This window comes from Ruegeria sp. HKCCD6428 (assembly GCF_013110595.1).
Taxonomy (GTDB): domain Bacteria; phylum Pseudomonadota; class Alphaproteobacteria; order Rhodobacterales; family Rhodobacteraceae; genus Ruegeria.
Window position 1 is genome coordinate 572,964 of record NZ_WVQX01000001.1, and the last position, 20,022, is coordinate 592,985.

General features: G+C 57.8%; 21 protein-coding genes. 8 read left to right on the forward strand and 13 right to left on the reverse strand.

Annotated features, from left to right (window positions below; genetic code table 11):
- Positions 1-118: 118 nt before the first annotated feature.
- The 3 genes from ligA (at position 119) to GS620_RS22180 (ending at position 4,693) form a co-directional block, all read left to right on the forward strand.
- Complete coding sequence (ligA, locus tag GS620_RS02795) at positions 119-2,371, forward strand: NAD-dependent DNA ligase LigA (RefSeq protein WP_171613962.1); 2,253 nt, start codon at positions 119-121, stop codon at positions 2,369-2,371.
- Complete coding sequence (gene recG / locus GS620_RS02800) at positions 2,368-4,458, forward strand: ATP-dependent DNA helicase RecG (RefSeq protein ID WP_171613964.1); 2,091 nt, start codon at positions 2,368-2,370, stop codon at positions 4,456-4,458. The genes ligA and recG overlap by 4 nt, the downstream gene beginning before the upstream one ends.
- A gap of 112 nt (positions 4,459-4,570) precedes the next feature.
- Positions 4,571-4,693, forward strand: coding sequence for a hypothetical protein (locus GS620_RS22180; protein WP_256367496.1), 123 nt, complete (start codon positions 4,571-4,573; stop codon positions 4,691-4,693).
- Positions 4,694-4,877: 184 nt separating this feature from the next.
- On the opposite strand, the gene GS620_RS02805 is transcribed toward GS620_RS22180, so the two are convergent.
- Together GS620_RS02805 and GS620_RS02810 are read right to left on the reverse strand one after the other, a co-directional pair.
- Positions 4,878-5,516: a MarC family protein gene (locus GS620_RS02805; RefSeq protein WP_152457939.1), complete on the reverse strand. Its 639-nt coding sequence runs from the start codon at positions 5,514-5,516 to the stop codon at positions 4,878-4,880.
- 59 nt (positions 5,517-5,575) lie between these two features.
- Positions 5,576-6,028, reverse strand: coding sequence for an iron-sulfur cluster assembly scaffold protein (locus GS620_RS02810; RefSeq protein ID WP_152457940.1), 453 nt, complete (start codon positions 6,026-6,028; stop codon positions 5,576-5,578).
- Between the two features lie 48 nt (positions 6,029-6,076).
- On the opposite strand from GS620_RS02810, the gene hisI reads away from it, so the two are divergent.
- Positions 6,077-6,466: a phosphoribosyl-AMP cyclohydrolase gene (gene hisI / locus GS620_RS02815; RefSeq protein ID WP_171228735.1), complete on the forward strand. Its 390-nt coding sequence runs from the start codon at positions 6,077-6,079 to the stop codon at positions 6,464-6,466.
- A 10-nt stretch (positions 6,467-6,476) separates the two neighbouring features.
- On the opposite strand, the gene gluQRS is transcribed toward hisI, so the two are convergent.
- The 4 genes from gluQRS to GS620_RS02835 form a co-directional block, all read right to left on the reverse strand.
- The gene (gene gluQRS / locus GS620_RS02820; protein ID WP_171168219.1) at positions 6,477-7,358 is read right to left on the reverse strand and encodes a tRNA glutamyl-Q(34) synthetase GluQRS; all 882 of its coding nucleotides are present in this window, start codon (positions 7,356-7,358) and stop codon (positions 6,477-6,479) included.
- Positions 7,355-7,969: a class I SAM-dependent methyltransferase gene (locus GS620_RS02825; protein ID WP_171613966.1), complete on the reverse strand. Its 615-nt coding sequence runs from the start codon at positions 7,967-7,969 to the stop codon at positions 7,355-7,357. The genes gluQRS and GS620_RS02825 overlap by 4 nt, the downstream gene beginning before the upstream one ends.
- A 37-nt stretch (positions 7,970-8,006) precedes the next feature.
- A complete protein-coding gene (gene trmFO / locus GS620_RS02830; RefSeq protein ID WP_171613968.1) occupies positions 8,007-9,347 on the reverse strand; it encodes a methylenetetrahydrofolate--tRNA-(uracil(54)-C(5))-methyltransferase (FADH(2)-oxidizing) TrmFO in 1,341 nt (446 codons plus the stop codon).
- Positions 9,348-9,600: 253 nt separating this feature from the next.
- Positions 9,601-10,386, reverse strand: a complete 786-nt coding sequence (locus tag GS620_RS02835; protein ID WP_171168213.1) for an enoyl-CoA hydratase — start codon at positions 10,384-10,386, stop codon at positions 9,601-9,603.
- A gap of 58 nt (positions 10,387-10,444) precedes the next feature.
- On the opposite strand from GS620_RS02835, the gene GS620_RS02840 reads away from it, so the two are divergent.
- Complete coding sequence (locus tag GS620_RS02840) at positions 10,445-10,888, forward strand: PaaI family thioesterase (protein WP_171228740.1); 444 nt, start codon at positions 10,445-10,447, stop codon at positions 10,886-10,888.
- Positions 10,889-10,949: 61 nt separating this feature from the next.
- Here GS620_RS02840 and GS620_RS02845 read toward each other — a convergent pair whose 3' ends face one another.
- Positions 10,950-11,177, reverse strand: coding sequence for a DUF1127 domain-containing protein (locus GS620_RS02845; RefSeq protein WP_171613970.1), 228 nt, complete (start codon positions 11,175-11,177; stop codon positions 10,950-10,952).
- Positions 11,178-11,276: 99 nt separating this feature from the next.
- Here GS620_RS02845 and GS620_RS02850 point away from each other — a divergent pair, with 99 nt between their 5' ends.
- Positions 11,277-12,680: a PLP-dependent aminotransferase family protein gene (locus GS620_RS02850; protein ID WP_171613972.1), complete on the forward strand. Its 1,404-nt coding sequence runs from the start codon at positions 11,277-11,279 to the stop codon at positions 12,678-12,680.
- A gap of 3 nt (positions 12,681-12,683) precedes the next feature.
- Here the strand turns inward: GS620_RS02850 and GS620_RS02855 are convergent, their stop codons facing one another.
- Positions 12,684-13,049: a nuclear transport factor 2 family protein gene (locus GS620_RS02855; RefSeq protein WP_171613974.1), complete on the reverse strand. Its 366-nt coding sequence runs from the start codon at positions 13,047-13,049 to the stop codon at positions 12,684-12,686.
- A gap of 243 nt (positions 13,050-13,292) precedes the next feature.
- On the opposite strand from GS620_RS02855, the gene rplM reads away from it, so the two are divergent.
- Together rplM and rpsI are read left to right on the forward strand one after the other, a co-directional pair.
- Positions 13,293-13,751, forward strand: a complete 459-nt coding sequence (rplM, locus tag GS620_RS02860; RefSeq protein ID WP_171328443.1) for a 50S ribosomal protein L13 — start codon at positions 13,293-13,295, stop codon at positions 13,749-13,751.
- A gap of 6 nt (positions 13,752-13,757) precedes the next feature.
- Positions 13,758-14,243 (forward strand): 30S ribosomal protein S9, encoded by a 486-nt coding sequence (rpsI, locus tag GS620_RS02865; RefSeq protein ID WP_152457951.1) that lies wholly within the window; start codon positions 13,758-13,760, stop codon positions 14,241-14,243.
- Between the two features lie 70 nt (positions 14,244-14,313).
- Here the strand turns inward: rpsI and GS620_RS02870 are convergent, their stop codons facing one another.
- Genes GS620_RS02870 through GS620_RS02890 form a run of 5 tightly spaced genes read right to left on the reverse strand, consistent with a single transcriptional unit; the run spans position 14,314 to position 20,020 of the window.
- Positions 14,314-15,474 (reverse strand): ABC transporter substrate-binding protein, encoded by a 1,161-nt coding sequence (locus GS620_RS02870; RefSeq protein ID WP_171115963.1) that lies wholly within the window; start codon positions 15,472-15,474, stop codon positions 14,314-14,316.
- A 25-nt stretch (positions 15,475-15,499) separates the two neighbouring features.
- The gene (locus tag GS620_RS02875; RefSeq protein WP_171613976.1) at positions 15,500-17,386 is read right to left on the reverse strand and encodes a long-chain fatty acid--CoA ligase; all 1,887 of its coding nucleotides are present in this window, start codon (positions 17,384-17,386) and stop codon (positions 15,500-15,502) included.
- 5 nt (positions 17,387-17,391) lie between these two features.
- The gene (locus tag GS620_RS02880; RefSeq protein ID WP_171613978.1) at positions 17,392-18,165 is read right to left on the reverse strand and encodes an ABC transporter ATP-binding protein; all 774 of its coding nucleotides are present in this window, start codon (positions 18,163-18,165) and stop codon (positions 17,392-17,394) included.
- Entirely contained in the window at positions 18,162-18,926 is a 765-nt protein-coding gene (locus tag GS620_RS02885; RefSeq protein WP_171613980.1) for an ABC transporter ATP-binding protein, read from the reverse strand. Before GS620_RS02885 ends, GS620_RS02880 begins: the two co-directional genes overlap by 4 nt.
- Complete coding sequence (locus GS620_RS02890) at positions 18,923-20,020, reverse strand: branched-chain amino acid ABC transporter permease (protein WP_152457956.1); 1,098 nt, start codon at positions 20,018-20,020, stop codon at positions 18,923-18,925. Before GS620_RS02890 ends, GS620_RS02885 begins: the two co-directional genes overlap by 4 nt.
- Positions 20,021-20,022: the final 2 nt, after the last annotated feature.

The following is a 20,022-nucleotide window of genomic DNA, read 5'->3' on the forward strand; positions in this document are numbered from 1 at the left end:
ACCACCCGTGCCGCCGGTGGTCCAGGGCGGCACATTGCACTCACGGCTCAGCACGTCTGGACCTGGCCATGGCCTCGCCCTATCACTGAGGTCCAAGTACGCGTGACAGGGCGAGGCCATGAGCAACTTAATTTCCATATCCGAGCTGACGGAAGATGAGGCGCGTGCCGAGCTTGCACGTCTGGCCGAACTATTGTCGAAAGCAAACACGCTGTATCACACGGCTGATGCGCCTGACATGTCGGATGCCGACTATGACGCTCTCAAACGGCGCAATGCCGAGATAGAAGCGCGCTTCCCTCATCTCAAGCGTCCCGACAGCCCGACGGATCAAGTGGGTGCAAAGCCTGCTGATGGTTTTTCGAAAGTCACGCACGCCGTGCGCATGATGTCGCTGGGCAACGCTTTCGATGATGACGACGTGGCCGATTTCGACAGGTCGATCCGGAAATACCTGGGTCTTGGGGCGGGTGAAAGTCTGGCCTACACCGCCGAACCCAAGATTGATGGCCTGTCGTTGTCATTGCGGTATGAAAACGGACAGCTTGTTCAGGCTGCCACGCGCGGAGATGGTGAAGTCGGTGAAAACGTAACGGCCAATGCCCGCACGGTATCTGATATCCCGCAGCACCTTGAAAACGCGCCAGAGGTTCTGGAAGTCAGGGGTGAGGTTTACATGTCTCACGCGGATTTCGAGGCGTTGAACGCGCGGCAGGCAGAGCGCGGCGGAAAACCCTTTGCCAATCCAAGAAACGCGGCGGCGGGGTCTTTGCGACAACTGGATCCGGAAATCACGCGCTCGCGCCCGTTGCGTTTCTTTGCTTACGCCTGGGGAGAGGTTTCAGAGCCATTGTCCGACTCGCAGATAGGGGCGATCGAGCGGTTGAAATCACTTGGATTTTCGACGAATCCCCTGACCCGCCTGTGCAAAACGACGCAAGAGATGCTGGAACATTACCGGGATATCGAAGCGCAACGTTCCACCTTGGGCTATGACATCGACGGGGTCGTCTACAAGGTGAATGATCTGTCGCTTCAGGCGCGTTTGGGGTTCCGCTCAACTACGCCGCGATGGGCGATTGCTCACAAGTTCCCGGCCGAACTGGCCTGGACGAGGCTGGAGGCGATCGACATTCAGGTCGGTCGCACAGGCGCGCTTAGCCCGGTTGCCCGGTTGCATCCAGTGACTGTGGGTGGTGTTGTTGTGTCCAACGCCACCTTGCACAACGAAGACTATATCGCGGGGCGCGATGCCAAGGGCGGCACGATCCGCGATGGCAAGGATATTCGTGTCGGTGACTGGGTTCAGGTATACCGCGCCGGGGATGTGATTCCGAAACTGTCAGATGTTGATCTGTCCAAGCGCCCGGCCGGTTCGCAGCCCTTTACCTTTCCGACGCGCTGTCCGGAATGTCAAAGCGAGGCGATCCGTGAAGAAGGTGATGCGGTCCGCCGCTGCACCGGTGGCTTGATTTGCCCCGCGCAGGCCGTTGAAAAACTGAAACATTTCGTCTCGCGCAAGGCGTTTGACATAGAAGGCCTTGGTGCAAAACAGATCGAGATGTTCTATGATGATCCGATCCTTCCGATAAAGACTCCGGCGGATATCTTTGCACTGGAGCAGCGTGACAGGGCCAATCTGGCACGGCTGAAAAACCGGGATGGGTGGGGGGAAACCTCGGCCAGAAACCTGTTTGCCGCGATCGACGAAAAGCGGACCATTCCGTTTGCGCGCCTGTTGTTCGCTTTGGGCATTCGACATGTCGGCGAGGTCGGAGCGCGCGACCTGGCGCTGTTTTACCGCGATTGGGAGACCATGACGCAGGCCCTGGACGCCGCCCGCCCTGCGGCTTTGGCTCAGCGGCAAGCGGATGAGGCCGAGGATGCCGAACGGGCAGCCGCGCTGGCAGAAGGTCGTCGGGCACGTGTCAAGGAAGTGCGGGATGCGGCCATAACCGCGGCGCGTGTTCCGCCGGATGCCAATGCCGCCTGGGCTGAGTTGATTGGAATAGATGGGATTGGCGCAACGCTGGGTCTGTCCCTGTCCGATGCGTTTTCGAACGTGGAAGAGAGGCGCGCGTTCGATACGTTGCGCAAGGAACTGACAATCGTCGCACCTGATGCGCCCGCCTCAGACAGCCCGGTGGCTGGCAAGACGGTCGTGTTCACCGGTACTCTGGAAAAGATGACCCGCGCCGAGGCAAAGGCACGGGCCGAGGCGTTGGGAGCGAAGGTTTCCGGTTCCGTCAGCAAGAAAACAGATATTCTGGTCGCCGGGCCCGGTGCGGGTTCGAAAGCCAGGAAAGCGGCAGAGCTGGGTATCGAAACCCTGGATGAGGATGGCTGGTTGCAGCTGATCGAAGGCGCATGAGCGGGAGGCCGGAACAGCTGTTCCCGCTGTTTGCGGGGCTTGAAACACTCGAGGGCGTCGGCCCCAAGACCGCGCAGGTCCTGCAACAGGCCGGCGTTGAGAGCCCACGCGACGTTCTGTTCGGCCTGCCTTATGCCGTCGTCGACCGACGTCGGCGAGAGACGATTCAGGGCGTCGATCTGCCCGCGACGTTGACGGTCGAAGTGACTGTCGGCCCACACAGGCCGCCTCGAAACAAGGGTGGCGCATACCGCGTGCATGTCGAAGACAGCCAGGCCGATTTTCAGCTGGTTTTCTTCCACGCGCGCGGGGACTATCTGAAGAAAGTGCTGCCTCAGGGCGCGCGCCGTTTGATCTCGGGCAAGCTGGAGCTGTTCGATGGCATGGCTCAGATGGTGCATCCGGATCATATGTTGCCGGTCGAGCAAGCCAGTGAAATTCCGGAATTCGAACCGGTATACCATCTGACACAGGGGCTGACCCAAAAGACGGCCTTCAAGGCCACCCGCAGCGCATTGGCGCGGGCGCCAGAGCTGGCCGAATGGATCGACCCGGCGCAGATGGCACAGCAAAACTGGCCGGATTGGATCTCGGCAATTCGTGCTGGCCACAATCCTCAGGGGGCTGATGATGTCTCACCATTTGCGCCCGCGCGTCAGCGTCTGGCCTATGACGAGCTGTTCGCCCATCAGTTGACGCTGGCTCTGGCGCGTCAGCGAGAGCGGAAATACCGTGGTGTCGTCAGCGTAGGGACAGGCGCGTTGCAATCCAGGGTGTTGGCCAGCCTTCCTTATCGTCCGACCAGCGCACAAAGCCGCGCGATCGAGGAAATCGCGGCCGATATGGCATCGGATTCCCGCATGAACCGATTGTTGCAGGGTGACGTGGGGGCCGGCAAGACATTGGTGGCCTTCATGGCCCTTCTGATTGCAGTCGAGGCTAAAGGGCAGGGCGTGATGATGGCCCCGACCGAGATACTCGCCCGCCAGCACTTGGAAGGGTTGCGCCCGTTGGCGGAAGAGGCCGGAGTGGTGTTGGAACTGCTCACCGGGCGTGACAAGGGCGCAGAGCGGCGCGCCAAGCTTGAGGCTTTGAAAAATGGCAATATCCAAATTCTGGTCGGCACCCATGCCGTGTTTCAGAGTGATGTTGAATTCAAAGCGCTGCGCTTGGCCATAGTTGATGAACAGCACCGGTTTGGCGTGCGCCAGAGGATGGAGTTGTCGGAAAAAGGGCAGGGCGCGGATGTATTGGTGATGACCGCCACCCCGATTCCACGCAGTCTGGCGCTGGCGCAATATGGCGATATGGATGTGTCGGTGCTGGACGAAAAGCCGCCGGGGCGCAAACCGATCAAGACAGCGATTGTCAGTACGCAGCGCATGGACGAGGTCGTGTCGCATCTGCGTCGGGCGATTGATGAGGGGCGGCAATGCTATTGGGTCTGCCCCTTGGTCGATGAATCCGAGGTCTCAGACCTGACGGCAGCTGAAGAACGGTTCAAACGCTTGCGTGCCATTTTGGGCGAAGGTGTGGTCGGGCTGGTTCACGGGCAAATGCCGCCGTCGGAAAAAGACGCGGCAATGTCCGCATTCCAGAACGGGGACACCAAGGTTCTTGTGGCCACGACCGTCATAGAAGTGGGGGTCAATGTGCCCAATGCCACGATCATGGTCATCGAACGGGCCGAAATCTTTGGTCTGGCCCAACTGCATCAATTGCGCGGCCGCGTGGGCCGGGGTCATGCGGAATCGACGTGTCTGTTGATGTATCAACCGCCGCTCAGCGACGGGGGACGCAAAAGGCTGGAGGTTCTGCGTGAAACCGAAGACGGGTTCCGTATTTCGGAAACCGATCTGGAGATGCGCGGCGCCGGGGATCTGATCGGAACTGCGCAGTCCGGTCTGCCAAAGTTCCGCATTGCGGATCTCGAGCGTCAGGCCGGCTTGATGGCCGTGGCCCAATCCGATGCCCGGGCATTGCTGAATGCGGATCCCAAGCTGACCTCGGACCGGGGGCGCGCGGCACGCGTACTTTTGTGGCTGATGAAGCAGGATCAGGCGATCCGTTTGATTTCAGTGGGTTAGGCAAAAAGTTCCAGAAAGTTCACAAATGTTCTCAAAAAGTTCTTTACCGACTCGCGTAAATATGAGAACAAAAGGTCAACACAGGATTAAAGCTCTGACCGGAGGTGACCCTATGCTGACCCAGATCAAGACCGTATTCAGCCGCTCGCAATCGACGATCCTACAGGATGCCGTGGGCGTGATGTCTCTGGTCGTGATCCTGATGGTCGCCTTGCACCTGCCGGTTGGCTTCTAAACCTTTCTGCCTGCGATCTCGTGCCGAAAAAAACCGCGCTGTCATCCCCATTTCAGTCAAGGGTGACCTGCCTGTCCCAAACCCCTTGAGGGGCCTTGCCTCGGCCCCGTGCGGTAATCCGGACCCCACGCGAGACACGCAATGCTTACCGCCGCCCTTTCGCCCGGAAGGTGCGGCGGTTTTTTTACAACTGGCCGGTTTTGAAAATCTCAAGCAATGCGGACAGGACCGAATTGACCGCGACCGAGGCTAGGATCATCCCCATGATACGGCTGATTATCGCCGCTCCTGAATGGCCAATCAGGCGGATGATCGGTTCGGCCAGAAGCATGAGAACAAAGGCTACTACCAAAACCGACAGCATGACCAATGCGGTAATCCCCTGATCGGCTGCACTGTATCTATGGTTGTCCGTCAGGATCACCACTGCAAGCATCGCGCCGGGCGAGGCCAGAGACGGAACCGCAAGAGGAAATATCGCGGGATTCTGCTTGTGATACTTATCTTCCTGATCCTCTTCGGCCTGACGCTGTTCTATGTCTTGTTTGCTTTCGCCAAAGATCATGGTCAGAGCGAACAGAAACAAGATGATGCCGCCTGCGACCTGAAATGAATTCAGTCCAATATCCAGCGCTTCGATCAGCAATTGCCCAAACACGAGAAAGAACAAAAGGACACCGGCGCTTATTATCGATGCCAACAGCGCTGTTTTGCGACGCGCGGCGGCCTCTAGCCCCGCAGTGACGGCAATGAAAACGGGAATAGTTCCAATCGGGTCTATTACGACCCAAAGAGTTACAAAATGCTCGAGTAGATTTTCCAAAACCCATCCCTCCTTAAATTTAAGCGGAAGGTAAACGGGTTTACATCAAATAGCTATGATCAGGCGCAATCTGCCTGTTCGGCCTGCGCCATGGCTTCGGCGGCGGCATCCAGCGCCAGCAGAATTGACGCGTGGCGGTTCTTGTAGTCCCGCGCCGGCATCAGGACCTCAAGACCGTCAAACGGCGCATCCGGGGCGGGGCCGTCCTTTTTCAACATGGCCGCAAGCTGATCGCGCGCTGCTTCGACCTGCGCACGCGTGGCACCAATGATCGCGTCGCCAACCACCGAAGCCGAGGCCTGTCCCAGCGCGCAAGCTTTGACGTCCTGCCCGAAGGCGCTGACACGTCCATCCTGAACCTTCAAATCAACCGTCACGGTAGAGCCGCAAAGAGGCGAGCGTTTCTTGACCGTTGCATCCGGGTTTTCCAAACGGTCCAGATGCGGGATGTCCGCCGCCAACGCCAGAATGCGTCCGGAATACAGCTTGATCAGGTCGTTCTCGCCGCTCATGGCTTTCCCTCGTCGTGTGTTCCTCATACATAGTGACCAACCCAACGGATGCAAAAGGTTTTTGTCATGTCTCACCCCGTCGCGTTTGATCCATCGACTCTGAAATATAACGAGGCGGGGCTGATTCCGGCAATTGCGCAGGATGAGGTGTCGGGCGAGGTTCTGATGATGGCATGGATGAACGCACAGGCCATTGAAAAGACACTGGAAACGGGCAGGGTGACCTATTGGTCGCGCTCGCGTCAATCTTTCTGGATCAAGGGTGAAACTTCGGGCCATGTGCAGGAACTGGTGGATTTCCGCATCGACTGTGACCGCGATTGCCTGTTGGTTCTGGTGCGTCAAACCGGTGCTGCCTGTCACACCAACCGCCGGACGTGCTTTTATACTGCGGTGCGGGACGGGGCCGAGACCGAACTGATGGCCCCGATGGAGTAACCGAGTCAGATCAAAGCCCCACCATATGCCGGATGTCTGCCGGGCTGGCACCATCGGCCCGGTATTTCGCGATGGCACGCGCATCGTCGCGTTTCGCCAGCCGTTTGCCGGCGTCATCGCGGATCAGATCGTGATGATAATACACAGGCGTCGGCAAATCCAACAGCACCTGAAGCAGCACATGGATGCGTGTGGCTTCGAACAGATCCTGACCTCGGACCACATGGGTGATCCCCTGGGCCGCGTCGTCAAGAACGACGGATAAATGGTAGGACGTGCCCATGTCGCGGCGGGCCAGAACGATATCGCCGACACTGGTTTCCAACTCATCCGGGGTAAAAGAAATTGTTCCTGTTTCGCCACCGGGGCCGGAGCCCAGTTCCAAGAATTGGAATTTGGCCGGATCTTGGATTGTTTGACAGGCCTTGGCAACATCCAGTCGCAACACCTGGTCCCTCGGGTGAGGGTTTTGACTTAAGTCTATACCCTGGTTTATTTTTCGACACGTTCCGGGATAGATAATTCCGTCTGGCCCAAGCAAGGGCGCGCCTTCCTGGGGCGCGCTTGCGGCGGCGGCAATATCCTTGCGATTGCACAGGCAGGGATACAGAAGACCTTTCATCCACAACCGCTCCAACGCGAGATCATAGATACTCAGCCGATCTGATTGACGCAGCACTGGTTCCGGCCATGTCAGCCCCAACCAATTGAGGTCATCATAGATCTGGTCCTCCCAATGCGAGCGCGAGCGGGACCGATCGATATCTTCGATGCGAAGCAAGAACCGGCCGCGTTCAGATCTGGCCATATCACTGGCGATCATCGCAGAATACGCGTGACCAAGGTGAAGCGGGCCAGTCGGGGATGGCGCGAAACGCGTTACGAAAGTCACGCTTTTTCTATAACATACACGTCAGAGTTAAGGTTGATGCCGGGCAAGTGCGGCCCGTGTTCACGAAATAGCAAACGTGCGGCACCCATGTCGACCCAATCCGTCAGTCGGCAGGTGAATTTGTGATCTGACAGCGCATGGTCGTTCAGGGAAAACGCCAGCAACCCACCTTTGGGCAAGGCGTGCATCAACTGGTCGAATGTCTCGGGCGGGGCCGCGCCCTGACCGATGACACCGATTGCGGTGATCACCGAATACGCGCCGCGCCTGAGGGGGGCCGGTTTGGTGATGTCAAACCCGGTCAGAGTTCGGTAAACACCCTTGGCCTCTGCCTCTTCCAGCATTTTGGGGGTGGGGTCGATGCCATCGATGACCTCAAATCCCGCCGCCCGCAAGGCGAGACCGGAAAGCCCCGTTCCGCAGCCGAAGTCCAGAATCGGCGTTTGGGGGTGAGGGTGGAATTGCCACAAAGCCGCGGCCACCCGTCCCGGGGTTGCATATCCCTGTTCCGCGACCTCTTTTTCGTAGGTCGCGGCCCAGTTCTGATAATGCGTTTCAGTGTCTTCAGGCGTGTCGAGATTGTAGGTGCTGTCCAGGAACTTGTCGCTCATCCCGTCATGCTAGGCCGAGATCACGCCGCGCGTCCAGTCAGCATTGATCCAACCAGGTTTGCCATTCTGTCTTGGCACGATCGGTATAGGCCTTGTACCGGTCCTTCCGGCCGCGCCGCCCGCCTTTCAGGCCGTCCACGGGGCGGAACAGGCCAAAGTTTACGTTCATCGGCTGAAACGTCTTGGCTTCGGCCCCGCCCGTAATGTGATGGATCAACGCACCCATTGCACTGTCTTTCGGAACTTCGGGCAAGTCTCGCCCCAGTATTTCCGCGGCGGCCATGCGACCGGCAAGCAATCCCATAGCGGCGCTTTCAACATAGCCTTCGACGCCCGTAATCTGGCCGGCAAAGCGGATGTTGGGCTTGGATTTCAAGCGCATCTGTGCATCGAGCAGGGTAGGAGAGTTGATGAACGTGTTGCGGTGGATGCCGCCCAGCCGGGCAAAGCTGGCGTTTTCCAGGCCGGGGATCATGCGGAACACGTCGGTCTGGGCGCCGTATTTCATCTTGGTCTGAAACCCCACGATATTGAACAATGTGCCCAACGCGTTATCGCGCCGCAACTGAACCACGGCATGGGGTTTGACGTCAGGTGCATGGGGGTTTGTCAGCCCAACAGGCTTCATCGGACCATGGCGCAGTGTCTCGCGCCCGCGTTCGGCCATGACTTCAATGGGAAGGCAGCCATCAAAATAGCCTGCGGTCTCACCTTCGTGAAACTCGGTTTTGTCCGCTGCCAGAAGGGCGTCGATGAAAGCCTCGTACTGATCACGGTCCATCGGGCAGTTCAGGTAAGCCGTGCGTTCTTCCTCGGTCTCGCCTTTGTCATACCGGGATTGCATCCACGCTTTGCTCATGTCGATGCTGTCGGCATAGACAATGGGCGCGATTGCATCGAAGAAGGCCAGCGCGTCCGATCCCGTTTCCGCCCGGATGGCTTCCCCCAATGCGGGTGAGGTCAACGGGCCGGTCGCAAATATCCAATGGCCGTCATCAGGCAGCGAGGTGACTTCCTGATCGGTGACGCTCACGCGTGGGTGGGCGCGCAGTTTTGCGGTGACCGTTTCGGCAAACGGGTCGCGATCCACGGCCAGAGCCCCCCCGGCAGGGAGCCTGTGTGCGTCGGCGGTTGTCATGATCAACCCATTGGCTGCTCGCATTTCCCAGTGCAGCAGACCGACGGCATTCTGTTCATCATCATCCGATCGGAACGAGTTCGAACACACCATTTCCGCCAGGTTTCCTGTCTGATGTGCGAAGGTGCCAACGGTGGGGCGCATTTCATGAATGATCACGTCAACGCCCATTTCAGCGGCTTGCCAGGCCGCTTCGGACCCGGCCATTCCACCGCCGACGATATGCAAAACTTGTGTCATGTGCAGCCACATAGGGCACCGCACACACAGGCGCAACTGCCGTATTGTACGTGACTGATTTGGTGGAGGGGTCTTGGGGTCGCCGCTGCGGGAATGTCAGCGCTGGTGAGAGAGACCAGCTGGAGGGACCTTCCGCCCACGGCGACCCAAAAGTGTCTTGAGGCCTTGGCCTCGACCCAGCTTTGCCACAGAGTTGCCCTTTTGGAAAGTGCAAAAATGAAAACAGTGGCAAAAAATGTTCAAAACAATTGCGTCATTGGGTCCAATTCGGGGGGCGCTTTTCAATAAAGGCGGAAATGCCTTCTTCTGTATCGCGGTACAACATATTCTGCGCCATTGCGTCTCCGGTATAGGCATAAGCTTGGTCCAAAGGCATTTGCAGCTGTTGATAGAACGCTTCTTTGCCGATCTTCACGGCGACGCCAAGCTTGGATGCGACCAGTTCCGCAAGCCCGTTGGCTTCTTGTTCCAGCAGCGCTTCTGGAACGACGCGATTTACCAGCCCCAATTCGGCGGCGCGCTCTGCTGAAATGAATTCGCCGGTGGTCAGCATTTCAAATGCCTGCTTTCTGGGGATGTTGCGGCTGAGAGCCACCATCGGCGTGGAACAGAACAAGCCGATATTGACCCCGTTGACACCAAACCGTGTTCCCTCCGCCGCCACTGCCATGTCGCAGGTCGCTACCAACTGACACCCGGCGGCAGTCGCAATGCCATGGACTTGCGCGATAACGGGTTGCGGCAGGGACTGGATCGACATCATCATCCGGGCGCAACGGGAAAAGAGATCTTGAAAGTAAGCTTTGCCACCATCTTCGGATTGGCGTCCGGCCGTCATCTGCTTCAGGTCATGCCCGGCGCAAAACGCCTTTCCCGCCCCTGACAGGACTACGGCCCGGATCGAGCCGTCGTCGCGCAGCGCATCAAGTTCGGCTTGCAGCGCAGCCAGCATCTCATCACTCAATGCGTTCAGCCGGTCCGGGGCGTTCAGTGTCAGCCGTGCCACCGCGCCCGTGTCGTAACGTTCCAGAATTGCCATCTTGCCCTCCGTTCCCAAGTTGGGCCAACTCTAGGTCGGCAAGAGCAGGAGGGGAAGTATGGCTTTGGCAATGAATCGGGACGAACTGTCACAATACCTCAAAGAGGTGTTCCCGCAGGTGCACAAGGATTTCGTCGTTGAAGATTTGACCGAAGACACGATCACCATGCGCCTTGTGGTTCAGGATCAACATCTGCGTCCCGGGGGCACGGTATCGGGCCCGTCGATGTTCGGGCTTGCCGATGTCAGTGTCTATGCGATGGTTCTGGCACGAAAAGGGCGTCAGTCACTGGCCGTTACCACCAACAGTTCTTTTGATTTCCTGCGCAAGCCGGAAGGCGGCGCCGATATGATTGCGGCCTGTCGTTTGTTGAAGCTGGGAAAAACACTGGCCGTTGGGGATGTGCTTTTATACTCGGAAGGCAGTGATCTTCCGGTTGCACGGGCAACGATGACCTATTCCCTGCCGCCAGCAGGGTCCGCTGCCGCGAATTTCGGATAAAAAAGGCCGGGGACAGGCCCCGGCCCAGGAAGAGGTCCCAATAATTGGGACTGGTGATCAGTCAGGGCTGCCAGAAAAAGCGCTTTGTTTCCCGGCCAGCCTGATGGCGGGTCAGCCCGACGTCCTGAAGCAGACGGTCATCCAGATAGCTCAGATTGACGCGACTGCGGCGACGGCGTTCCCATTGAGTGACCGCCGCCGCAAACCGCACGGCCATAGCCGCGAGCAGAGGCAGCCGTGGGCTGTCGTTCAGCAGCAGAAGGGCGGTGGTGTGCATTGTGCGTGTCATCTCGGAATTCCTTTCAAATTGTATTGACACAAAACAGTGTTGCTTGGTACACAGATTTGATACATTCGAAATTGTGTCAAAGGCAAAGGAAGAATTGTAATGGATACAATTTGGCCGGAGGCTCTGCCAAAATCCAAGGGTCCGAAATACACATTGGTTGCTGACGCAATAAGAAAAGCCATTGGTGACAAGAAATTAGATGTTGGCGCCAAGCTTCCGCCGGTTCGTGAACTGGCGTATCGCCTGCAAATCACACCTGGTACAGTCGCACGTGCCTATACGATCCTGACTGACGAAGGCTTGCTCCACGCCGAGGTTGGGCGTGGTACATTTGTGGCCCCGCCGAAATCACCGATTCTGGATGATGTCTGGGCCAGGCAACTGCATCTGAGGGAAGACAAGTACAACGCCAATGTCAGCCTGTTCAGCCCGCGTTTGCCGGATGCGGGGCAGGTCGCGCTCATCCGGGAATGCCTGCAAAAGGTTTCGCAAGCTGATCCCGGGCTGTTTCTGAATTACCCCACGCGGGACGCGTATATTCCCATGAGGCAATCGGTCGTGGATTGGCTGTCGGATTTGCCGCTGGGCCCGCTGACCCATGATGACATCGTCTTGACCCATGGCGGTCAGAACGGATTGTGTCTGGTGTTCCAGACCATCCTGCGCGGACCCAAACCGATCGTGTTGGTTGAGGACCTCTCTTACGCCGGGTTCCGTCGGGCCGGAGAGTTGATGCGCGCCGAAGTCATTGGCGTCAAGATGGACAAATGGGGCATCGATCCGGCGTCGATGGAGCATGTTTTGCGGCAAACCAATGCTCAGGCCGTTTGCGTCTCGCCAGAAGTTCAGAACCCCACCGGCATCCACACGCCGCTGGCACGCAGGAAAGAGGTCGTGGACGTCGCCCGGCGCTTCGACCTTCAGATCGTGGAAGACGATTGCTATCGCATGGGAGAGGCGCGTGAACCCAGTTATCGTGCGCTCGCCCCCGAGCGGGGCTGGCACGTGTCGTCCATTTCAAAGATACTCACACCGGCTTTGCGCGTTGGCTTTGCCATTGCCCCAAAGGATCGCAGCGCTGATCTGCGCCGATCGGCCGAATATGGGTATTTTGGCCTGGCTCAACCCTTGGCCGAACTGACCCGGCTGCTGCTGTCGGATCCGCGTACCCGCCAGATTGCCCAGGATGTGCGCAAACGGATGGGCGATTATGTTCGGATCACCGTCAATGCGCTGGGTGGTTTCGATCTGAACTGGGCACCGGATGTGCCGTTTGTCTGGCTGAACCTGCCATCGGGGTGGCGGTCTGCCGCGTTCAGCCGCGCGGCAGAGCGGGAAGGCATTCAGCTCAGATCAGCGGATGAGTTCGCCCTGCGCGACGGGCGCGCCCCAAACGCCGTACGCATCGCAATGAATGGCCACGTTTCGTTGGAACGGTTCGAGGACGCAATGCTGAGGTTGCGCGCTTTGCTGGACAATCCGCCTGAACAGATCAGCGTCTAGCATTCAACTCAGCGGCGGCGGGTCGCCAAAGAAACCGGCCAGATGGGCAATTCTTCCGTCCTTGTCCAATCGAATGAAATCATGCCCGGCCACCATGATTGCGCCGTCCGGGGCCACCATATGCCACGTGAAGTGGACGACATCATGGTGCGACACCGGACTGCTGGTGATTTCGACACGCCCATTCGAAGTCAATAGGACTTCGCCGATATGTGCACTCAACTGCTCTCGGCCTGAAACATCGGCTGTCGGATCCACGTACCGACCGTTTTCCGCAAAGCACTGGGTCAGAAGCGCAAGCCGTTTATCGGCGGACTTTTCCTGCCAGGCCGCGCCATAGTTTTCAATCGTGCGCATCAATTCCTGCATGCGACCCTCCGAGGTTGAGCATGATCAATTCCAACCGAGTGTATCAGAGTGTCGAAATTGGGGCGATTTCCGTGCTGACGATATGGGGTAAAATAATACCTATTTAACAAGTCATTGTTTTAAAACATTTTAAATGGCGTTTGGTCGCTTGACGTGGCGATCATGGGTGTCTAGATACGCATACATCGAATTCGGGCCGCCTCGCTTGGGGCGGTCTTTCACATCAAACAGGACTATCCTGCCATGAAAACCTTTTCTGCAACACCTGCAGACATCGACAAGAAATGGATCCTGATCGACGCCGAGGGCGTTGTTCTGGGCCGTCTTGCGTCGATCGTCGCCATGCGCCTGCGTGGCAAGCACAAAGCGTCGTTCACCCCGAACATGGACATGGGCGACAACGTCATCGTGATCAACGCTGACAAGATCCAGATGACCGGCAAGAAGCGCGACGAAAACTTCTACTGGCACACTGGCCACCCGGGCGGCATCAAGTCGCGCACCAAACAGCAGATCCTGGAAGGTGCACACCCCGAGCGCGTCGTCACCCAGGCGGTCAAGCGCATGCTGCCGGGCAATCGTCTGGCGCGCAAGCAGATGACCAACCTGCGCGTTTATGCCGGTGCCGAGCATCCCCACGAGGCGCAAGCGCCCGAAGTTCTGGACGTCAAGTCCATGAACAAGAAAAACACCCGGAGCTAATGACCGATGGCTGATCAGATCAATACTCTCGAAGAGCTGAGCGCCGTCGCAGGCGTTGAAACCGTGGCCGAAGAAGTCATCGTGCGTGAACCCGTACGTGACGAGCTGGGCCGTTCCTATGCCACCGGCAAGCGTAAAGACGCTGTTGCCCGCGTTTGGATCAAGCCGGGTTCCGGCAAGGTCACCGTGAACGGCAAGGATCAGGACGTCTATTTTGCACGCCCCGTTCTGCAACTGATCCTGCGCCAGCCGTTTCAGGTTGCTGGTGTCGAAGGCGAGTTCGACGTTGTCGCCACTGTCAAAGGCGGTGGCCTGACCGGTCAGGCCGGTGCGGTCAAGCACGGCATCTCGAAAGCGCTGCAACTGTACGATCCCAACCTGCGCGGCGCTTTGAAAGCTGCTGGCTTCCTGACCCGCGACAGCCGCGTTGTGGAACGTAAGAAATTCGGTAAGCGCAAAGCCCGCCGTTCGTTCCAGTTCTCCAAGCGTTAATTCGCCGGGAAAACCCAACAAAGAAAGGGCTCGCAATTGCGAGCCCTTTTGCATTGTTTTGCGGGAAATCTTATTCTTCGTAAACCAGTTTCCATGCGCCGTTTTCAACGACATTGACGAAAACCGTATCCGCCCCCTGGTGATCATCCGGGCCATAGGTAATGTGGTTGCCGACCAGGTCATCCTGATAGTCCAGCGACTCCATCGCTTCGATAAAGCTGTCATGCGTCAGGTCAGGGCCCGCTGCTTCAAGCGCCTTGACCATCATTTCGGCAGCGGAATAGCCCAACATGGCAAATCCAACCGGATCTTCGCCGGTCGCGGCCTTGTATTCTTCGATAAATGCCGCCGGGGCAGGTTGGTCCGCACGCGCCCAAAGATCCTGCCACGAGGCTGCTGCATAAAACCCGTCAGTCACCCCACCGGGAACCTGTGCCACGACAGTCAGGAAACTGGCCGAAGTCCCGAGGAACTTCATGTCCGTCAGACCCATCTTCTTGGCCGTGCCTACTACGGTGATCGCCTGCCGCACGCCAAGCGCCATGGTGACGATATCGCAGCCCTCTTCCTTTAGCTTGCTGAGCGACCCGACAAAATCTGTCTCATCCGGCTTGTGGGTCGTTTCAGATCCAAAAGCGATCCCGGCTTCTTCGGCGCCGGTCTTGCTGCCTTCAAGAATTTCCTCACCGAAATCTGTTGGCAGATACATGGTGCAAACCGTCTTTGATCCAAATTCGCCGGCCAGATATTTCACACCGACACGCGCCTGATCATAGTAGGTCGAGAAAGACGTGAACTTGTTTCGCATCGGCTCTTGCAACATCTGACGCGCAGCGGTCAGAGGGGCCACGTTGGGAATGCCCTTGGGATCCAACAACTTGAACCCAGCCATGTTCATCGGCGTGCCAAGCGATTGCAGCATGGCGAACACCTTGTCGCGGTTCAGCAGTTTGTTGTAGCCCTGCATCGCACGCGGCATCTGGTATCCGTTGTCCTCGACCACATAGCGGATTTTGCGCCCGTGTATGCCACCGGCTTCGTTCACCCGGTCGAATACCACGTTGGCACCTTTGGTCGCCGGGACACCCACCGCGGCAAAGATGCCGCTCAGGTCGTTGACGGACCCGATGACAATCTCATCATCCGTCACGCCCTGCGTCTGAGCCCAACCGATGCTTGCCGAGGCGGTCAACGCCGTGGCGGCGGCCAGCCATTTGAATGACTTCTTCATCTTTCTCCTCCCGAAAACTCTTTGGCTAAGTGTACATGTCTTCAATCAGATGTCCGTGTTTCTTTTCGACCAGGCCGCGTTTCAGCTTCATTGTGGCGGTAAGCTCGTCATCCTCGGCGGTCAGCAGAACGTCGATCAGGCGAAAATCCTTGATCTGCTCGACCCGTGCGAATTCCTTGTTGACTGCGGCCACTTCGGCGCCGATCAGCTCCTTGACTTCGGCCGCGGCGCAAAGCGAGGCAAAGTTCGAGAAAGGGATTTTCTGGTCCTGCGCATATTTTTCGACATTTTCCTGATCGATCATGATCAGCGCCGTGAGGTATTTGCGCCGGTCGCCGATGATCACCGCGTCCGAGATGTAATGGCTGAACTTCAGCCGGCTTTCGATTTCGGCCGGGGTTATGTTCTTGCCACCGGCGGTGATGATGATGTCTTTCAACCTGCCGGTGATGGTAACGTACCCGTCCTTGTCGATACGTCCCATATCGCCGGTGCGCAGCCAGCCATCGGCAGTAAAGCTTTCCGCCGTCTTTGCGTTGTTGCGCCAATAGCCCTGAAAGATGTTCATGCCCTTGAGTTGAATTTCACCCTCGTCCGAGATGCGGATATCGCACCCCGGGACGACCTTGCCGATGGTTCCGATCTTGTTGCTTTCCACAGTGTTGAGTGTGGCAAGGCCGGACGTTTCGGTCATGCCGAAGCCCTCGACGATCGGCACGCCGATGGCCCAGTACCATTTCAACAAATCCGCCGAGATAGGCGCAGCACCCGTGCCACCCCGGCGCAGTTTGTCCAAACCGAGCATCCGGCGCAAATTCTTCAGAACCAACTGATCCCAAACCCAGAACCGGGCTGCGATGGCGGCGGGAACGGGTTTTCCCGAACTCACGTACCCGGCCCGCCGTGCGCCGGCCTTCAGGGCAAGACCGTATGCCATTCGACCCAACGGCGTTGCATCCTGCGCCAGGATTTGCACATGCGCATAGATCTTTTCCCAAACTCTCGGCACTGCCGTGAAGGTCGAAGGCGAGACCTCTTGCAGATTTGCAAAGACCGTCTCAGGGCTTTCCGCGAAATTCACCGTGCAGCGGGCGGCCAGCGGGAAATAGACGGATACGTCGCGTTCCAGGATATGGCAGAGCGGCAGAAAGCACAGTTGTTCGTCACTGGCCTGTGTTGGCAATGACCAGGCACCGGCCTCGATGCCGGCCAGGATGTTTTCATGGCTTAACATCGCACCCTTGGGCTGGCCGGTGGTGCCGGATGTATAAACCAGCAAGGCTGTATCCTGAGGTTTGGCCAATGCGATTTCGGCTTCGAACCGTCCCGGATCTTCCTGTTCGGCCTGCTGGCCCAAAGCGTAAAGATCGTCGATCATCATGCAGCGCGGATGGCTCAGGTCGTGCAAGCCTTCGTCTTCCAGAATGATCACCTTGATCAGTTCCGGAACTTGATTTTCGACTTCCAGAAACTTGTCCAGATGCTCTTCGTCCTCGACGATGAGGAACTTGCTGCCACTGTCGTTGACCAGATATTGCAGTTGATTGGCCGAATCCGTGGTGTAGACGCCAGAAGAAATGCCCCCGACGCACTGAATGCCCATATCGAACCACATCCATTCCTTGCGGTCCTCGGACAGGATCGAAACAACGTCACCGCGTTCCAGGCCCAGCTTGCGCAGGGCAAGCCCGATCCACTTGGCGTGCTGCCAGTAGTCGGCCCAGGAATATGACTTCCAGATGCCCAAATCCTTTTCGCGATGGGCTGTACGATCCCCCAGTTCCGCGCAACGGTGTTGAAACAGCATGCTGATGGTGGTGCACCCATCCACGCGCAACGGGCGTTGTCCGGGGGTTGCATTCAGTTCAACGCCGTTGATCTTGACCTGCGAGGCGAGGGGCGTGGCATCCATCTTGCTTACCTCCACGTCTTCTTGCGTTTCCAACGGCGGCTTTCGCGTGCGCCTTCTTCCTGCACGCCAAGATAGAAGTTCTGGATGTCTTCGGATTTCAGCAACGTATCCGCAGCGCCGTCCATGACGATGCGGCCTACCTCCATCACGTATCCATGATGCGCCAGCCGCAACGCCGCATTGGCGTTCTGTTCGACCAGCAGCATCGTCATATGCTGTTCTTCGTTCAGACGTTTCAGAATGGTGAATATTTCCTGCACCAAAAGCGGTGACAGACCCAGCGACGGCTCATCCAGCAGCATGATGCGGGGACGGGCCATCAGCCCACGTCCGATTGCCAGCATCTGTTGCTGCCCACCTGACAGGGTGCCGGCCTCTTGCGTGCGACGATCTTTCAGAACGGGAAAGTAACTGAAAACAAGCTCGCGATCCTGGTCGATCTGCACTTTGTCCGTTCGGGTATACGCGCCGAGGCTCAGGTTTTCATCGACGGTGAGCAGGGGAAACACCTCGCGCCCTTCGGGTACATGCACGATCCCGCGCTGGACGACGGTATGCGGCTCGGCCCCCTGAATGTCGTCTCCATCAAAGGTGATCGTGCCTTTTTCCGGGTCCATCACCCCCGAGACGGTTTTCATCAACGTCGTCTTGCCGGCACCGTTTGCGCCAAGGATCGAAACAATCGTACCTTCGTGAACGTCCAGCGAAACACCGCGAATGGCCATGATCGGGCCATAAAAGCTTTCGACATTTCGGATTTTCAGGATTGGCGCGCTCATGAAGCCTTCCCAAGATAGGCTTCGATCACTGCCGGGTGCGATTGAACTTCGGCCGGGGTCCCAAGCGCCAGTTTTGCGCCGTCTGCCATGGCCAGAACCCGGTCTGACACGCCCGAGACCAGGCCCATGTCATGTTCTACCATCAAAACGGTGATGCCCATCTGCCGTCGGATATCATCGATCCACCAACGCATGTCCGTTGTTTCTTCCACGGACAACCCCGAGGCCGGCTCATCCAGCAGCAAGAGTTTTGGGTCAGTTGCCAAAGCCCGTGCAACTTCGACCACTTTGCGCACGCCGTAGGGCAGCCCCGATATCATCTTGTCGCGATAGGCTTGCAGGTCGAGAAAGTCGATGATCCGTTCGACTTTATCGCGGTTTTCCAGTTCCTGTCGCTTTGCCGACGGGGTGAACAGAATCTCGGAAATCAAGTTTGTCCTGCGGTGGCGGTGGCGTCCGACCAGCAGGTTTTGCAGAACGGTTGCGTGTTCGAACAGCTCGATGTTCTGAAATGTCCGCGCCACGCCATAAGCGGCGACACCGGACGGTTTGACCCGAAGCAGATCATGACCGTCATACCAGATCGCCCCGTCAACGGGATCGTAGAACCGGGAAATCAGGTTGAAAACAGTGGACTTGCCCGCACCGTTTGGACCGACGATGGCAAAGATTTCACCTTCCCGAACGTCGAATGACAGGTCATCCACCGCCGTCAGGCCGCCGAACTTGAGGGTTACATTTTCGAACTCCAGCAAGCTCATCTCAGACGCTCCGTCTTGAGATAGGATTTCTGCCGTTTGAACATGTCTTTTCGATAGAAGGGGAACAGCTCGAACCACGTGCGGATTTTCAGCCAGCGGCCATAGATGCCCATGGGTTCGAACAGGATGAAGGCGATCAGGATCATGCCGAAGATGCCGAACTCCAACCCCGGAATGGCGACTGTATTGCCGCCGAACAGGGCACCGGCATATTCTTTTGAGATCGACAGAAACTGCGGCAGGAACCCGATCACGATCGCGCCCAGAAATGCGCCATGGATCGATCCCAGCCCACCGATGACGATCATCATAAGCAGTTGGATCGAGATCAGAACGCTGAAGGTTTCGTTGTTGAACGCTCCGGCGAACAACCCCATCAGCGCCCCGGCCCAGCCCGTCACCGCGCAGGACAATGCGAAAGAGATCATCTTTGTCCGCGCGATGTCGATGCCCATCGCCTGGGCCGAAACCTCAGAGTCGCGCACCGCGATGAAGCTGCGCCCCAAAGGCGCGCGCAGCAGGTTGATATATCCCAGTGTGACCAGCACGGCGACGGTTAGGACCAGCCAGAAAAACTGATCGGGCGTTCCCCAGCGGTCCACCAGATGGCCGAAGATTTCGACCCCGCCGACATATTTGCCCGCAACGCCGCCAGTGATGGGTTCGGACAGAACGATGATGTCGTCCATCAGGATCGAAAGAGCCATGGTGAAGATGGCCAGATAGATGCCATGCAGGCGCAGGGCAGGGATCGCAACGGTCACGCCCGCGATCCCCGTCAGGATGCCGGCCAGCGGAAAAGCGAGAAGAAAGGGCACCCCGGCTTCAATCAGGGCAACGTTGGCATAGCAGCCAAAAGCCAGAAAGGCTGCGTGGCCCAGACTGACTTGACCTGTATGCCCGGTCAGGACCATCAGACCCAATCCGGCAATGGCCCAGATCAGCACGTTTGTCAGCTCGCCCAGATAAAACTCATCCAGCCACCAGGGGGCTGCGGCAACCACCGTCAGAAGGATCAGATACAGGACAAGCTGGTAACGGTCTTTCCACGGGCGGATATCCTGCATGTAGTCGGTTTTGAAGATGATCCGCATGG

Coding starts and splice junctions, on each gene's coding strand:
- GS620_RS02870 (WP_171115963.1), bottom strand. CDS start 15,474: ATGAAGAAGTCATTCAAATGGCTGGCCGCCGCCACGGCGTTGACCGCC.
- GS620_RS02885 (WP_171613980.1), bottom strand. CDS start 18,926: ATGAGCTTGCTGGAGTTCGAAAATGTAACCCTCAAGTTCGGCGGCCTG.
- GS620_RS02850 (WP_171613972.1), top strand. CDS start 11,277: ATGGATACAATTTGGCCGGAGGCTCTGCCAAAATCCAAGGGTCCGAAA.
- hisI (WP_171228735.1), top strand. CDS start 6,077: ATGCAAAAGGTTTTTGTCATGTCTCACCCCGTCGCGTTTGATCCATCG.
- trmFO (WP_171613968.1), bottom strand. CDS start 9,347: ATGACACAAGTTTTGCATATCGTCGGCGGTGGAATGGCCGGGTCCGAA.
- GS620_RS02845 (WP_171613970.1), bottom strand. CDS start 11,177: ATGACACGCACAATGCACACCACCGCCCTTCTGCTGCTGAACGACAGC.
- ligA (WP_171613962.1), top strand. CDS start 119: ATGAGCAACTTAATTTCCATATCCGAGCTGACGGAAGATGAGGCGCGT.
- GS620_RS02840 (WP_171228740.1), top strand. CDS start 10,445: ATGGCTTTGGCAATGAATCGGGACGAACTGTCACAATACCTCAAAGAG.
- recG (WP_171613964.1), top strand. CDS start 2,368: ATGAGCGGGAGGCCGGAACAGCTGTTCCCGCTGTTTGCGGGGCTTGAA.
- GS620_RS22180 (WP_256367496.1), top strand. CDS start 4,571: ATGCTGACCCAGATCAAGACCGTATTCAGCCGCTCGCAATCGACGATC.
- GS620_RS02890 (WP_152457956.1), bottom strand. CDS start 20,020: ATGCGGATCATCTTCAAAACCGACTACATGCAGGATATCCGCCCGTGG.
- GS620_RS02810 (WP_152457940.1), bottom strand. CDS start 6,028: ATGAGCGGCGAGAACGACCTGATCAAGCTGTATTCCGGACGCATTCTG.
- GS620_RS02835 (WP_171168213.1), bottom strand. CDS start 10,386: ATGGCAATTCTGGAACGTTACGACACGGGCGCGGTGGCACGGCTGACA.
- rplM (WP_171328443.1), top strand. CDS start 13,293: ATGAAAACCTTTTCTGCAACACCTGCAGACATCGACAAGAAATGGATC.
- GS620_RS02855 (WP_171613974.1), bottom strand. CDS start 13,049: ATGCAGGAATTGATGCGCACGATTGAAAACTATGGCGCGGCCTGGCAG.
- GS620_RS02825 (WP_171613966.1), bottom strand. CDS start 7,969: ATGAGCGACAAGTTCCTGGACAGCACCTACAATCTCGACACGCCTGAA.
- GS620_RS02880 (WP_171613978.1), bottom strand. CDS start 18,165: ATGAGCGCGCCAATCCTGAAAATCCGAAATGTCGAAAGCTTTTATGGC.
- rpsI (WP_152457951.1), top strand. CDS start 13,758: ATGGCTGATCAGATCAATACTCTCGAAGAGCTGAGCGCCGTCGCAGGC.
- GS620_RS02875 (WP_171613976.1), bottom strand. CDS start 17,386: ATGGATGCCACGCCCCTCGCCTCGCAGGTCAAGATCAACGGCGTTGAA.